Origin of the sequence: Blastopirellula marina (assembly GCF_002967715.1) — a bacterium.
Lineage (GTDB): Bacteria > Planctomycetota > Planctomycetia > Pirellulales > Pirellulaceae > Bremerella > Bremerella marina_B.
In genome coordinates this window covers 44,284-57,175 of sequence record NZ_PUIA01000051.1, presented here as the reverse complement: position 1 = coordinate 57,175, position 12,892 = coordinate 44,284, and the positions used below count along the sequence as shown (strand labels likewise).

The following is a 12,892-nucleotide window of genomic DNA, read 5'->3' as shown; positions in this document are numbered from 1 at the left end:
GCCTCCGAGAATAACCTACACCACGGACCCGAGCGTGAAAAGATAACGACCCGTCAGGCAAGACTACTCTTCAAGCCGTAGATTTCCTTTTTCCGTTAGCACCAGATCAGGGCGAGCGGACTTGATGGCTTCCAGGAATCGATCTCGATCGACGGGTGAAATGAGTACGGCAGGATCGAAAAGCCCAAACCATTTCTGTCCGGGATGACGGTGGTAACGAATCATTAGCCCTTGTTGCGAGAGAGCAAGTCGCAGATGAGGGCCTCCCATCATGAGCCAAATGCTGGACGTTTTCTCGATACCGTAAATGTCCGCAAGAGGGATCGTCCACCAGATGGGGCCACACTGAACGTGCACGTACTGTTTGTCAATCGTGTAGTAGGTCCACATCCAGATCGATTGCAGCAGTGCGCCGGTCAGTAGCAGCAGAACCCCACTGATGTACGTGGGTGGGGGAAGGAAGAAACAGACGATGCCCTGGCCGCAGCATAGTATCGCCAGTCCAGCGATCAGCAAGGATATTCCCCAGTCGATTTTGGCTGGGAATCGCGAACGATCCACGGCACAAGCCCTCCCAAAACATCATCATGTAAAATACCTTCGATGACGTGTCATTCGTTCGAGGCGAGGCAATCTTGGAACGGCTTCGTTTTACAGATTCGGATCGATCAGCGTTCCGACCTGTTCTCCGCGGACCGCCTTCTGGATATTGCCGTCCACCTTGTAGTTGAACACAAGGATCGGCATGCCGTGCTCACGACACTGGCTAATCGCCGTGCCATCCATCACACGCAGGTTTTCTGCGACAACCTTGTCGAAGCCCAGCGTGCGGTAGAAGACGGCGTGTGGATTCTTTTCGGGGTCGTCACTGTAGACGCCATCGACCCGAGTGGCCTTCATCAGGATATCGGCTTCCAGTTCCAAGGCCCGTTGGGCGGCTGCCGTGTCGGTGGTGACAAACGGGCTGCCGGTGCCTGCGGCCAGAATAACGATCCGCCCCTTTTCCAGGTGACGGGATGCCTTACGGCGGATGTAAGGTTCGGCGACACCGTGCATATGAATGGCGGTCATCAATCGTGTGGACATGCCAAGGCTTTCCAACGCGTCTTGCAGGGCCAGGCCATTGATCACAGTAGCGAGCATGCCCATGTAGTGGGCCGTAGCTTCTTGGATCGAAGCGCTTTCGTTTTTGAACTGTCCGCCGCGAAGGATATTACCTCCTCCAATGACGACGGCAATTTGGCAGCCAACCGCTGCAGCTTGCCGGATTTGCTGCGAAATGCTGACCACTTCGTCCATAGCGATCCCTCGTTCGCCGGCTCGCGAAAAGCTCTCACCAGAAAGTTTGAGGATGATCCGTTTGTACTTGGTGGTGTGGTTCTCAGGCGTTTCCGGCATGGTTGAGCCTTCCTCAGGGCAAGCGTGGCAAGTATTGGGATTGGGGAGATTTTAACCGAGATTGCCAACGGTGTGCAGGAGAACGCCGCGCATAAAAAATCCCTCGGCAGAAATTGCCGAGGGATTTTTTATTTGCGTTACTCGAACTGAATCCGAATTAGCCTTCGCTGCTTTCCGCGGAAGGAGCAGCGTCGTCGCCGATGACCCAGTGGGTGAAGTTCAGGATCTTCACGCCATTTTCCTCAGCATACTTGCTGACGGTTTGCTTAGGTTCTTTGACGAACGGCTGTTCGAGCAGGGCGACCTGGGCGTAGAAGTTACGCATGCGGCCTTCCACCATCTTGTCGATGATGTTTTCAGGCTTGCTCGAATCTTCGTTCATGGCAGCAGCTTTGAGGATAGATCGTTCCTTGTCCGCAAGGGCAGGGTCGATGTCTTCCTTGCTCAAAACCGAAGGGCTCATCGCAGCGATGTGCATGGCGACGTCCTTGACAGCTTCGGCATTGTTTCCTTCGACGTGCACCAAAACACCGCTCACAGTACTCGAGTTGTGGCTGTAACCGCCGGTGGCACCTTCGACACGGACCATACGGCCCACGTTGAAGACTTCGCGGATGCGGTTAAACATGTCGTCTTTCAAGTCACCCAGCGTCGTGCCTGGCTTGATGGTCGAAGGTTGGGCCAACAGCTCTTCGGCGGTGGTGACGCTTGGAGTTTCGGCGTAAACCTTGGCCAAGTCGTTGGCCAGCGCGATGAACTCTTCCAACTGAGTAACCGGAGCGCTTTCGCACTTGAATTCAACCATGGCACCCTTTTCGCCGTCGGTGTAAATGCCGACGCGGCCGAATTCCGTGGTGCGATCAGTGCGGTTCAACTGCTTGACCTTACCATTTTCGCGAAGCCACAGGATCGCCTTTTCTTCGTCGCCATTCGACTCAGTGAGGGCCTTTTTGCATTCCATCATAGGAAGGCCGGTCTTTTCGCGAAGTGCCATGACCGCTCCGGCGGTGATTGCCGTCATCGTCTTATCTCCAATGCTCGAATTTAGTCGCTCAAGAAATACTAGGAGCTATACGTAAAAAATTCTACCGCTGCGGGTTTCCCTCGGCGAATACCGATTCGGTTAACATTTGAAGGAGATTACATCATCCTTCCAGGTTCACCGAGGGACCCATAGCCCAAAGCAGCTTACTTAGCTGCTTGTTCCGTTTGCTGGGCAGCGTGATGCTTGCCATCGATGGCGGCGTCGGCCATCAGCTTCAGGAACATTTCGATCGAACGGATACCGTCGTCGTTGCCTGGGATCGGCAGGTCGACTTGATCCGGATCGCAGTCGGTATCGGTCAGAGCCACCGTCGTGATGCCCAGCGATTGAGCTTCCTTGATGGCGTTCTTTTCTTTCTTCGGGTCGACGATCACCAGGGCTTCTGGCAGGCGATTCATCGTACGCAGACCGTTTAGGTTGCGGTACATCTTGCGGTATTCGCGTTGCAGCGACGACTGCATCTTCTTCGAGTACTTCGCCAGTTCGTCACCTTCGATGATCCGTTCCAGCTCTTCCAGGCGAGTCAAGCGGCTACGAATAGTGCGGAAGTTGGTCAGCGTGCCACCGAGCCAGCGTTCGTTGATGAACGGCATGCCGCAGCGTTCAGCTTCACGTTCGATCGCGGCACCGGCTTGGCGTTTGGTTCCGACGAACAACACCAAGCTGCCCCCTTCGGAAACCTGAGCCAGGTACTTCTTGGCTCGCAGAAGACCGCGAATTGTTTCGCGGACGTCGATGATGTGAATTTGGTTCTTCTTGGCGTAAATGTACGGAGCCATCTTCGGGTTCCACCGACTGGTGCGGTGACCGAAGTGAATGCCGCATTCGACAAGTTCCTGGACAAATTGCTGTCCGCTCGACATGGCGTAAAATCCTTTCTGGTAAGGGATTGCAACGACATTCGGACGTTTCAGGCTCTAGATTGGCGCCATACCAATTAGTGGAAGCGATACCTGTCCCGCAGCGACTCTCGATTCCGAAAACCTCACTTCCCGCACAGTTTTCGGAGAATTCGTCGCGGTTGAACGACCAAGACGTGGCCGGCTACCCACGTAATAGGAGCCTCCCTAGTTCTTGGTGCTCCCCCAGGTCTACAAAGTGAGGGGGAGGGAAGCTGATGAGGATAGCTGATTACCGGCGAATCGTCAACGACCCCGGGAAATGAAGGGGCTAATAAGTTGCTTCCAAATACTTGCGACACTTTTCGCAATGAACGAGGTGCTTTTCAACGGCTTTTTGCTTAGATGGGGTGCTCAGGGTGCCCTCGACATATCTGGGAAGCAGGTCAACGCATTCCTGGCAGGAGAGAATCGTAACTGACGGTTCAGCGTGGAATAAAATAATGCCAATGCCGGCACTGGCGATTCCCAACGTAGCACTGCCAGCGGCGAACATGAGCTTGCGACGCCCCTGGATACGACGCTCCTTCAGCAATTGCTGAAGCTTGGTGATTTCACCATTTGGGCATTCGGACCAAGTTTCGTCAGAAGGCATGGCAATGAGTTCCAATGAACGCCCTCGCTTACAGTGGAAAGGAGGGCTACCTCCTCAGATTGAGCGAGAGGAACAGGTTCACGTGCCAAATGAATGGCGAAAATGGAAACCAGCAGGGGAAGTGGATGGGGGGTGGGCACTCATCCGCAGGGAAGGAACGCCAACTTGATGAGCTAATTGATCAGGTGCTTTGAGAATAACCTTTCTGCGGCCAAGTTCAATCAGCCCGTCGTTTTGCATGGCCCCCAGGACTACCGTTACGGTTTCCCTGGTACTGCCGACAAGACTCGCTAAATCTTGATGTGACAGGCGAATAGACAGTTCGATTCCGCGATCCGTTTGCAGCCCGTATTGTTCGGCTAATTCCAACAGGAGATGGATAATCCGCTCGCGATTGGGCAAGTAAAGCAAGTTCTTTACTCGCCGTTCGATTCTCTGCCGCCGCAAGCCTATGATCTTGGTTACGCCAAGACAAAGATCTGCCTGCTCTTCCATTAACTCTCGCAGCGTTTCATCGGGAATCGCAATGACTCGAGAATTCTCGATTGCTTCCGCGTATTCATCTCGATTTCCCATGTTCAAAATCGCCAATTCACCGAAGATTTCCCCCGGTTCGATGAACGCCAGAATGGATTGCTTTCCATCACTAGTCAGATGGCAGATTTTGACGCGGCCACTCGCTAAAACCAGCACGGAATTCGCGTCATCGGCTGGCAGGTAGATGGGTTCACCTTTGGCAACAGATTTGGCACGACTGGCTGCTTCGAGTCGTGCGATTTGCGGAGGGGTGCAGTTCTCAAATAGCCGGCACGACTTGAGATACCAGATTTGTCCCGCCATCGGTGATCCTTTTGTTGGCGATGCTATGCCCCTATCATCGCTCGGCATGAAATGTAGTAGTGCTCATCGAGTTGGATGCCAGTTCATTTCCTTCGTTACAGATGGACGGGTAGTTCGCTGGAAATAGCGAAATTACGAAGGAGATTGCCGGAATCGTTCGAATCCATGCATAAAAAAAGCACGCCAATCTAGGCGTGCTTAGCTACCCCCCGAGGATTTGAACCTCGACCGACAGAGCCAAAATCTGTAGTGCTACCATTACACTAGGGGGTAATTCCCGTTTGCGGGAGTATAGATAGTACCGGAAACCTTAAGGTTCCGGCAAGAGGACCCAATGACAAACATTTGGTTCGCTAAGGAAACTACGACATTCGCGAGGTCATGGCGAAAGAAAGTTGTTCCATTTCAATCGCCAAATCGACTCCAATAACGGTGACATCGTCTGGTAGCCTCAACGTAACAGCGGCAAAGTTAAGGAAGCCTCGAATGCCTGCTTCGACCAGACGCTCTGCCACTTCTTGAGCAGCAGCGGCCGGTACGGCAAGGATTGCCAGTTGAATCGACTTCTCCTTAACGATCTTGTCGACATTCTCCAGGCTGAAGACCGGGATGCCTTCGATCTCGGTACCGACGATCTTCGGATCAAGATCGAAGGCCGCGACTGTATTGAAACCTTGGTTGGAAAAGCCGCGATATCCCAGCAAGGCTCGACCCAGATTACCGACACCAACGAGAGCGACTGGCCATTTTTGATCGGTGCCCATGATCTGGCGAATGGTGGCAATCAATTCAGAGCAACGATATCCAACGCCTGGGTATCCGAATTGCCCGAAGTTTGCCAAATCTTTTCGGACTTGGGCATCGGAAAAGCCCAACATCTCTCCCAGCTTGGTACTGCTGGTTGTTTCGATTCCGGCCCGCTCTAAACGGGAAAGTTCGCGCAGGTAAAGGCTCAATCGACTTACAACGGCCTTGGAGACGCGCTGGTCGCTGGTAGCTTTCTTATTGTCTTTGCTTTTCGCCATGACGTGCGCTATCAGGTTGACGCCAAGGCGTCATCGAATAATCACGTGAGTGGATATTTAATACTCCCTCAACTCTAACCTGTTAGCAGACTGCCCAACAAGGGTGGTTAATGAACGGGTTACTCGGCAAGAAACAGCGAAAGCCTGGCGGGTATCCAGCCAGGCTTTCGGATAATCTCGCTACAGCAATTATTCTGTGCCTAGATCTTCGTAATTGATCCAAACTTCACCGGTGGTGGCATTGTACAGCCAGCCATGGGTGTCGGTGAAATCAGCCGAGACCGGATCGGCAGTGACAACCTTGACGGTGTTGCTGTTGGTGAAATTGTTCACCGGAAGTTTCGAGAGATATGGACCAAATGGGCCGCCTGAGGTGCCGTCCGCATTGGTGGCAATAGTCAGTTCGTTCAGCGCTGAACCGGGGACAGCCCCGTCGTGATGGGCACGATACAGCTGGATCTGTGAACGCAAGGTATGCAGGTTGAACAGCACGCTACTTTTCTTGGCATCCGTCGTTGAGTCCGTGAATTGCGGAATGACCGTAGCTGCCAATACAGCCAGGATGACCACGACAATCAGGACTTCAATAAGCGTGAAACCAGCTTTCTTCGATTGCGACATTGTTTTGACACTCCAAGTCGAATATTTGCTGATTCTTTTTGGGAGAATTCCCACGTCTGATCAATCAGCAAGGATCGTGTTTTCTTAGCGTTGGTGGATTACCCGAAAGCAGTGATGTAATTGCTTTCTGAAGGTAAATACGTTACGCGGGAGCCCGGTCAAGAAGATTTTCATCAAAACGCTTGCATGCCATCCATAAGTATGGGGAAACCCTTTCCCGACGATCTTTGAATGCTCGATGGAAATGCGCCTCAGGGCATTGATGCTGATAGGTGGAATGCCAATCCCCCCTTAGAAAACCGGCATAAAAGCCATTCGCAGAGTTTCTCCTCCAATCGTGAGATCCGTTGAAGTAGGGCCTAACAGGATCATTCCGTTCGATGCTTGCACTCTTCCCATCTGGTCGTGTCTTCGCATCTTTTGGGAAGTCCCTATTTGTTCGATCTCAAGCAATCATCCCAAATTGACGATACAGAAGGACATCTGAGCGCTGAATGGGTGGCTTGGGTTGTCAATCCGTGATGCGAAAGACGCCCTGAGTAGGTGCTTTAGATAAACGGGCGATAGCAGGAGATATTGCACGATTCAATGTTTGAGGGCACAGGACACGGCAAGGATTTGCCCAAACCAGGCCAGGCCCTTAGTCGTACGGCGTTTTGTCAACGAAGGAGAAGGAAAATGCGAGCTGTATTGGGATTGCCGATCCTAGCGGTCATGTTGGCTGCTTTTTCGGCGAACTCGGCTGAAGCCGCTTATGGCGGTCTGTTCAGCTTCCGGAATGCTGGCTGTTGTGAGCCAGCAACTTACGAGTGCTGCAAGCAGCAGTGCTACACCGTAAACAAGACCTGCAAAGAGACGGTTTACGAACAGCAGGAACAAACCTGCTACAAGACTGTTTATGAAACGGTCTATGAAGACAAGACTGTGGATTGCGTTACCTACGAAACGGAAACGCTCTACAAAGATTGCACGTACACCACGTGCAAGCCAGTTTGGGAAACCAAGTACCGTACGGTGAACTACACCACCTGCAAGCCGGTCTGGGAAACCCGAACCAAAGACATTTGCTACACCGTGTGCAAGCCAGTCTGGGAAACCAAGACCAAGGAAATCTGCTACACCGTGTGCAAGCCAGTCTACGAAACCCGAACCAAGGAAATCTGCTACACGGTTTGCAAGCCAGTCTGGGAAACCAAGACCAAGGACATTTGCTACACCGTGTGCAAGCCAGTTTGGGAAACGAAGACGAAAGAGATCTGCTACACCGTGTGCAAGCCAGTCTGGGAAACCAAGACCAAGGACATCTGCTACACCGTGTGCAAGCCGGTCTACGAAACGAAGTACCGCGACGTCTGCAAGACGATCTGCAAGCCAGTTCACTACACCAAGACGGTTAAGGTCTGTGGCGGTCACTGGGAAACCAAGACCGAAACGATCCCCGGTCCTGTCGTGAAGAAGTGCATTCAAGAACCAGGTTGCTGGACTTGGGACCCTTGCAAGTGCAAGTGCGTCTACTGCCCAGGCGAAACCAAGGTTGTTGAAGTTCAGTGCCCACCAAAGACCTGCTGCAAGAAGGTTTGGGTTCCTGAAGTCAGCGAAAAGACGATTGACTGTGTTCGTTACGAACAAGAAACCATCACCGAGCAAGTTCCTTACAAAGTGTGCCGCATGGAGAAGGAACAGCGCGTTAAGACCTGCACCTACAAGGTCTGCAAGATGGTTCCTGAGCAGCACACCAAGACTTGCACCTACAAGGTTTGCAAGATGGTTCCTGAACAACGTGTGAAGACCTGCACCTACAAGGTTTGCCACATGGTGAAGGAAAACAAGACCAAGACTTGCACCTACCAGGTTTGCAAGATGGTTCCTGAACAGCGTACCAAGACTTGCACCTACAAGGTTTGCAAGATGGTTCCTGAACAGCGTGTGAAGACTTGCACCTACAAGGTTTGCAAGATGGTCCAGGAATGCCACACCAAGGAAGTTCCTTACAAGGTGTGCAAGATGGTCCAGGAAACTCACACCAAGCAAGTTCCTTACTGCGTGAAGAAGCCTGTTCACACCACGAAGACCGTTAAGGTTGCCAAGTGTGTGCCAAAGAAGGTTGCTTACACGGTTACCCGCTGCGTTCCAAAGACCATCTGCAAGACGGTTCCGGTCACTGTTTGCTGCCCGGCCCCTTGCTGTGATCCTTGCTGCGGTGGCGAAGCTGCTGCCAGCGATTGCGGTTGCGGTGCGTAACGATGCGAAACCGGCTCCTTGGGCTCTCTGCCGGAGAGTTTAAGGCACTGGCCTGGTAGATTGAGGCGGCTTGAGACTTCGGTCTTGAGCCGCTTTTTTTGTTTCTTGATTCAGGAGCTTACCTGGTGACGACTCTATCCGACGACATGCACGTTCCGGTCATTCTTGTAGGAGCAATGACGAAAGACCGCGTGATCGGCCAGGGGGACAAGATGCCCTGGGATATCCCGGAAGAATATCAGACGTTCATCGATAACATTCGTGGGCAGACCGTTGTCATGGGGCGGAAGTCGTATGACGTTTTTGGTCCCGATTTAACCAGTGCCTATGCGATCGTGGTCTCGCGGGGGGACCCGGATGTCAGCGTGCCGGTTGCCCATGGCATCGACAAGGCACTCAAGCTGGCACACTCTTACGGGAAAAAGGTATTTGTTGCGGGAGGATCGCAGATTTACGAACTCGCGTTGCCGCATGCGAACCGGATGTACTTGAGTGAAATCAAGCAAGACTACGCAGGGGACAGATACTTCCCTGAGTTCGATCGCCAACAGTGGCAAATCGTTCGCGAAGATGAACATGCCCGATTTATCTATCGCGAGTGGAAACGCCTTGGTTAAGTAACCGTGTGAAAGGCACTATTCTTCTTGTCCAACTCAGGAATTCTTCCAAACGCGATTTTGTCTTCCAGGACATCGCGATAAGCGTGTGTATTGGCGAAGTAGATGGAGTTCGCCCCCCAGCGGTCGCTGATTTCGTCCAGCGCGTGGGATAGCCGCTGAGACTGAGAGATCTCGTCGAAAAGATAGCCTGAAACCTCGCTACGTTGTTCGAGCTTGCTCACGGTGACATCGACCTTTTTCAGCCCCCGTAAGTTTTGCGGACGTCGAAGCCATAGACGTTCAAACTGATGAAGGATCGACAATGTGTCTTGCACGCAGGGTAAATCTATTTTCTCGTTGAGCAGCGTTCCTTGATTGCCGGTCAGCGTAAGCTGTAGGCTACGAGTATAGTAGCCTGTCTGCCGAAGTCGGCGAGCAAGTTTGCATAGCAGTAGTACGAGGATACAGTGCGCCCCTGTCTCGTTCCGGAACCGAGGATCCAATACGCGACCGTGGCTCATGGAGTGACGACTCGTAGGAGGTTCGGGGACATCGATGCCATGCAGGCCGTCCCACCAACGAGCTCCCGAAACGGAGCCCCATATCTGCAGGGCGTGTCGGCGATCGAGTTTCCAAAGGCCCTCGATTGAATGGATGCCTGAACTATTGAGGCGAGCTACCATGCCGCGCCCCAGTCCAGGCAGGTCCTCAAGTGATAAATGAGTCAGTCGGCCAGGCAGGACGTCTGTCGTCAGAACGCTTAAACCGTCCGGCTTCTTCAGGTTACTTGCTGTCTTGGCAAGCAAGCGGGTCGGGGCAATGCCGATTGAACTAGTCAGCCAGGGACCAAAGTCTCGGCGAAGTTGTCGCTTAATCGCTCCGGCCAACTGTAGGGCATGCTCGATTTCACGATAGCGTCCACAAAGCTTGATGGTCCATTCGTCGATCGAATAGACGTGATGAACTTCGGCGCATTGATCGACGCTTTTGAGCAACTCGTGATGTATCTCGACATAGACGCTCGGCCGGGCCCTAACGAGTTGGATGTGAGGGCATAGGCGTTTGGCCTCGTAAACTTTGGTGCCTGTGCGAATGCCGCACTGCTTGGCCTGCCAACTGGCGGCAATGATACATGTTGCATCGGACTCGAGGGGTACGACCCCGACAGGCCGGTTGCGTAACTCAGGCCGCAAGAACTGTTCTGCCGAAGCAAAGAAGGAGTTCATGTCCTGCATCATCCAATTCACGTAAGTCATCGCGGCGGCCCTGGGAGAGATGCAATCTAGGGATGTGTATGAATGTACACTATTGATCGGCCGCGGCAAGGGGAATGTTCAATTAGAAATGCAACCGTTTGTCTGGACAAAGGTTGTGATCGGCGGCCGACAAACCACCAGCGGTAAAGCAATGGGGATTACTCGCACGAAAGTGCGATAAAGAAGTTCACACATAGAAGATCTCGGTAGCAGAATGAGTGTGCAGTGGTTGTCTTGAGGAGTGAGAGTCGTGTTAGGATCCCTTTCGGAGGGGGCAAGCCGGATTGATGCTTTTAAGCAAAACGCTCCGAACCTGCTGGACGCGCGAGTGTCTCTTGATCGACTTCCTGTAGAATGAAATCTCTTCGGCAAAAGAAGATGGAGGGCGAATTGGCAGAAAAAGACGCCAGCGAAATCGGCCCGGTTATTGAGTCCAACGACAGCGAGTTTTGTTGTTACTGGGGACAATCTTCCGAGGTTGATTTGACCAAGGAGCCTTACTGGTACCGCCTGATCAGCAAGATCGCGCACCCGTATTTCAATAGTATCTTCGAGGCGAATATTCCACCGGATCGACTCGTTGCAGGCGTTGAGGAAGCGATTTCTCCGTTTCGTGCGAGAAAGCTGCCGATGGCCTGGTGGGTTGGTCCTAAGACCCGTCCGGTCAATCTCGGTGAGGCACTAGCCCGGCATGGTTTTGAGCACGTGGCCTGTGAAGCGGCGATGGCCATTCGCCCTTTCGATGCCGACTATGAACGGATCAGCGAAGAGGTCGAAGTTCAGGCGGTTAGCACGGCGAATGATCTTCGCACGTGGGTCGAGATCATGACCGGTGTCTATGGACTGCCAGAGCATACGCAGGAGCCTTGGTTCAGGATTCTCAAGAAGGCAGGGCTGGGGAGCCAAAGCAAGTTGCAGCACTTTCTCGCCTCGGTCGACGGCGAAGTGGCTGGCGTGGGATCCATTTTCTATGGGAGCCAGGCGGCGGGTATCTACAACATAGCTGTCCTGCCGCCGTTTCGTGGGCAGGGAGTCGCCTCGACATTGACGATCTCGCTATTGTCGTTGATCGAGGAGCGAGGGTACGAACTGGCAACACTCTGCGCGTCACAAAAGGCCAAGTCGCTATATCGGCAGATCGGATTTCGCGTGTATGGGGAACTGAATTGTTATCAGTGGTCGCCAGATTAGCGCATACAAAAACACCGCGCGGCGTATGCGACGCGCGGTGTTTCGTGTTTGTCTCGCTGTAGGCGAAGTTGCGAGCGGCGTCTTAGACGCGGCGTTCTCGCAGGCGGGTAGCCTTACCAACGCGATCGCGCAGGTAGTACAGCTTGGCACGGCGGACGACGCTACGACGCGTGACTTCCACCTTGGCGATCTGCGGGCTGTGGAGTGGGAACTTCTTTTCAACACCTTCGCCAGCGACGATACGGCGAACGGTGAACATTTCACGGGTGCCGCTACCACTCTTGGCGATGACGGTACCGATGAATTTCTGGATACGTTCTTTCTGACCTTCGAGGATCTTGGTGTGGACCTCGACAGTGTCACCGATTTCGAAGAAATCGACTTCGGACTTCTTGTAGGCCGCTTCGACCTTGTTCATCAAATCTTGGCTCATTGCCAGTTTCCTTCTGCTACAGCGATTTAACGTTTATTTTGATTGGCGTCGTCCGAATGCTGATCCAGCAGATCGGCGCGTCGCATTTTGGTCTTTTCCAGCGACTGTTGCTTTCTCCAGGCAAGGATCTCTTGGTGGTTGCCACCTAAGAGAATCTCCGGAACATTCAGTCCGCGGTATTCACGAGGCCGCGTGTACTGCGGGAACTCGAGAAGACGATTTCCTTCGCTGAAGGAGTCGTCCACGGCACTTTGCTCGTCGCCAAGTACGCCAGGGATCAGGCGAATCACCGAATCGATGATTGCCATCGCTGCGACCTCTCCCCCATTGAGGACGAAGTCTCCTAGCGAAATCTCTTCCGGCTGCAGAAGGTCGATCACGCGTTGATCGAAGCCTTCGTAGCGGCCGCATATCATGGTCAGCCGTTGTTCCTGGGCAAGCTCTTCAACCAGTGGCTGATTCAGCGTTTTGCCTTGAGGGCTCAGCAGAATCAACCGGCCTGGCTTGTCGCCCAGCGGCTGGATTTGTTCGATTGCCTCGACAACCGGTTGCACGCGGATAACCATTCCTGGTCCTCCGCCAAAAGGTCGGTCGTCGACTCGATTGTGTTTGTCGTTAGCCCAGTCCCGCAAGTTGTGGACGTGGGCTTCGACTAACTGTTTGTCGATGGCCTTGTTGAGCAGGCTTTCACCAAGATAGCCGGTGAAGATCTCTGGAAACAACGTAAGAACATCGAACCGCATTGCAGG

The 12,892-nt window shown here is 53.1% G+C and carries 14 protein-coding genes; 3 read left to right on the top strand and 11 right to left on the bottom strand.

Going from position 1 to position 12,892, the window contains the following annotated elements; translation table 11 throughout:
• Positions 1-63: 63 nt before the first annotated feature.
• The 8 genes from C5Y96_RS16405 to C5Y96_RS16365 all read right to left on the bottom strand — a co-directional run bounded on the left by C5Y96_RS16405 (position 64) and on the right by C5Y96_RS16365 (position 6,423).
• Positions 64-561, bottom strand: a complete 498-nt coding sequence (locus C5Y96_RS16405) for a PH domain-containing protein (protein ID WP_105355497.1) — start codon at positions 559-561, stop codon at positions 64-66.
• Positions 562-651: 90 nt separating this feature from the next.
• A complete protein-coding gene (pyrH, locus tag C5Y96_RS16400; RefSeq protein ID WP_105355495.1) occupies positions 652-1,398 on the bottom strand; it encodes a UMP kinase in 747 nt (248 codons plus the stop codon).
• Positions 1,399-1,555: 157 nt separating this feature from the next.
• Complete coding sequence (gene tsf / locus C5Y96_RS16395) at positions 1,556-2,419, bottom strand: translation elongation factor Ts (RefSeq protein WP_105355493.1); 864 nt, start codon at positions 2,417-2,419, stop codon at positions 1,556-1,558.
• Between the two features lie 167 nt (positions 2,420-2,586).
• Positions 2,587-3,306, bottom strand: a complete 720-nt coding sequence (rpsB, locus tag C5Y96_RS16390; RefSeq protein ID WP_105355491.1) for a 30S ribosomal protein S2 — start codon at positions 3,304-3,306, stop codon at positions 2,587-2,589.
• Between the two features lie 307 nt (positions 3,307-3,613).
• Complete coding sequence (locus C5Y96_RS16385) at positions 3,614-3,937, bottom strand: anti-sigma factor family protein (protein ID WP_105355489.1); 324 nt, start codon at positions 3,935-3,937, stop codon at positions 3,614-3,616.
• Positions 3,938-4,015: 78 nt separating this feature from the next.
• Positions 4,016-4,777 carry a Crp/Fnr family transcriptional regulator gene (locus C5Y96_RS16380; RefSeq protein WP_105355487.1) on the bottom strand — a complete coding sequence of 254 codons (762 nt, stop codon included), beginning with the start codon at positions 4,775-4,777 and terminating at the stop codon, positions 4,016-4,018.
• Positions 4,778-5,139: 362 nt separating this feature from the next.
• Positions 5,140-5,802 carry a redox-sensing transcriptional repressor Rex gene (locus C5Y96_RS16370; RefSeq protein WP_105355485.1) on the bottom strand — a complete coding sequence of 221 codons (663 nt, stop codon included), beginning with the start codon at positions 5,800-5,802 and terminating at the stop codon, positions 5,140-5,142.
• A 189-nt stretch (positions 5,803-5,991) separates the two neighbouring features.
• A complete protein-coding gene (locus tag C5Y96_RS16365; protein ID WP_105355484.1) occupies positions 5,992-6,423 on the bottom strand; it encodes a type II secretion system protein in 432 nt (143 codons plus the stop codon).
• A 678-nt stretch (positions 6,424-7,101) separates the two neighbouring features.
• Between C5Y96_RS16365 and C5Y96_RS16360 the strand changes: the two genes are divergently transcribed.
• Complete coding sequence (locus C5Y96_RS16360) at positions 7,102-8,664, top strand: hypothetical protein (RefSeq protein ID WP_105355482.1); 1,563 nt, start codon at positions 7,102-7,104, stop codon at positions 8,662-8,664.
• A 125-nt stretch (positions 8,665-8,789) separates the two neighbouring features.
• Entirely contained in the window at positions 8,790-9,281 is a 492-nt protein-coding gene (locus C5Y96_RS16355) for a dihydrofolate reductase (RefSeq protein WP_146115695.1), read from the top strand.
• Here C5Y96_RS16355 and C5Y96_RS16350 read toward each other — a convergent pair.
• Complete coding sequence (locus tag C5Y96_RS16350) at positions 9,278-10,519, bottom strand: Y-family DNA polymerase (protein WP_105355478.1); 1,242 nt, start codon at positions 10,517-10,519, stop codon at positions 9,278-9,280. The two genes, C5Y96_RS16355 and C5Y96_RS16350, sit on opposite strands and share 4 nt — an antisense overlap.
• Positions 10,520-10,909: 390 nt before the next feature.
• On the opposite strand from C5Y96_RS16350, the gene C5Y96_RS16345 reads away from it, so the two are divergent.
• Positions 10,910-11,710, top strand: a complete 801-nt coding sequence (locus C5Y96_RS16345; protein WP_158261266.1) for a GNAT family N-acetyltransferase — start codon at positions 10,910-10,912, stop codon at positions 11,708-11,710.
• Positions 11,711-11,792: 82 nt separating this feature from the next.
• Here C5Y96_RS16345 and rplS read toward each other — a convergent pair whose 3' ends face one another.
• Together rplS and trmD are read right to left on the bottom strand one after the other, a co-directional pair.
• Positions 11,793-12,143 (bottom strand): 50S ribosomal protein L19, encoded by a 351-nt coding sequence (gene rplS / locus C5Y96_RS16340; protein WP_105355473.1) that lies wholly within the window; start codon positions 12,141-12,143, stop codon positions 11,793-11,795.
• A gap of 26 nt (positions 12,144-12,169) precedes the next feature.
• On the bottom strand, positions 12,170-12,886 hold the full coding sequence (gene trmD, locus C5Y96_RS16335) for a tRNA (guanosine(37)-N1)-methyltransferase TrmD (protein ID WP_105355470.1): 717 nt from the start codon (positions 12,884-12,886) through the stop codon (positions 12,170-12,172).
• Positions 12,887-12,892: the final 6 nt, after the last annotated feature.

Bases quoted from the DNA above. Each gene is read 5' to 3' on its own strand.
- rplS (WP_105355473.1), bottom strand. From the start codon at position 12,143: ATGAGCCAAGATTTGATGAACAAGGTCGAAGCGGCCTACAAGAAGTCC.
- C5Y96_RS16360 (WP_105355482.1), top strand. From the start codon at position 7,102: ATGCGAGCTGTATTGGGATTGCCGATCCTAGCGGTCATGTTGGCTGCT.
- C5Y96_RS16350 (WP_105355478.1), bottom strand. From the start codon at position 10,519: ATGACTTACGTGAATTGGATGATGCAGGACATGAACTCCTTCTTTGCT.
- trmD (WP_105355470.1), bottom strand. From the start codon at position 12,886: ATGCGGTTCGATGTTCTTACGTTGTTTCCAGAGATCTTCACCGGCTAT.
- tsf (WP_105355493.1), bottom strand. From the start codon at position 2,419: ATGACGGCAATCACCGCCGGAGCGGTCATGGCACTTCGCGAAAAGACC.
- C5Y96_RS16380 (WP_105355487.1), bottom strand. From the start codon at position 4,777: ATGGCGGGACAAATCTGGTATCTCAAGTCGTGCCGGCTATTTGAGAAC.
- C5Y96_RS16370 (WP_105355485.1), bottom strand. From the start codon at position 5,802: ATGGCGAAAAGCAAAGACAATAAGAAAGCTACCAGCGACCAGCGCGTC.
- rpsB (WP_105355491.1), bottom strand. From the start codon at position 3,306: ATGTCGAGCGGACAGCAATTTGTCCAGGAACTTGTCGAATGCGGCATT.
- C5Y96_RS16365 (WP_105355484.1), bottom strand. From the start codon at position 6,423: ATGTCGCAATCGAAGAAAGCTGGTTTCACGCTTATTGAAGTCCTGATT.
- pyrH (WP_105355495.1), bottom strand. From the start codon at position 1,398: ATGCCGGAAACGCCTGAGAACCACACCACCAAGTACAAACGGATCATC.
- C5Y96_RS16385 (WP_105355489.1), bottom strand. From the start codon at position 3,937: ATGCCTTCTGACGAAACTTGGTCCGAATGCCCAAATGGTGAAATCACC.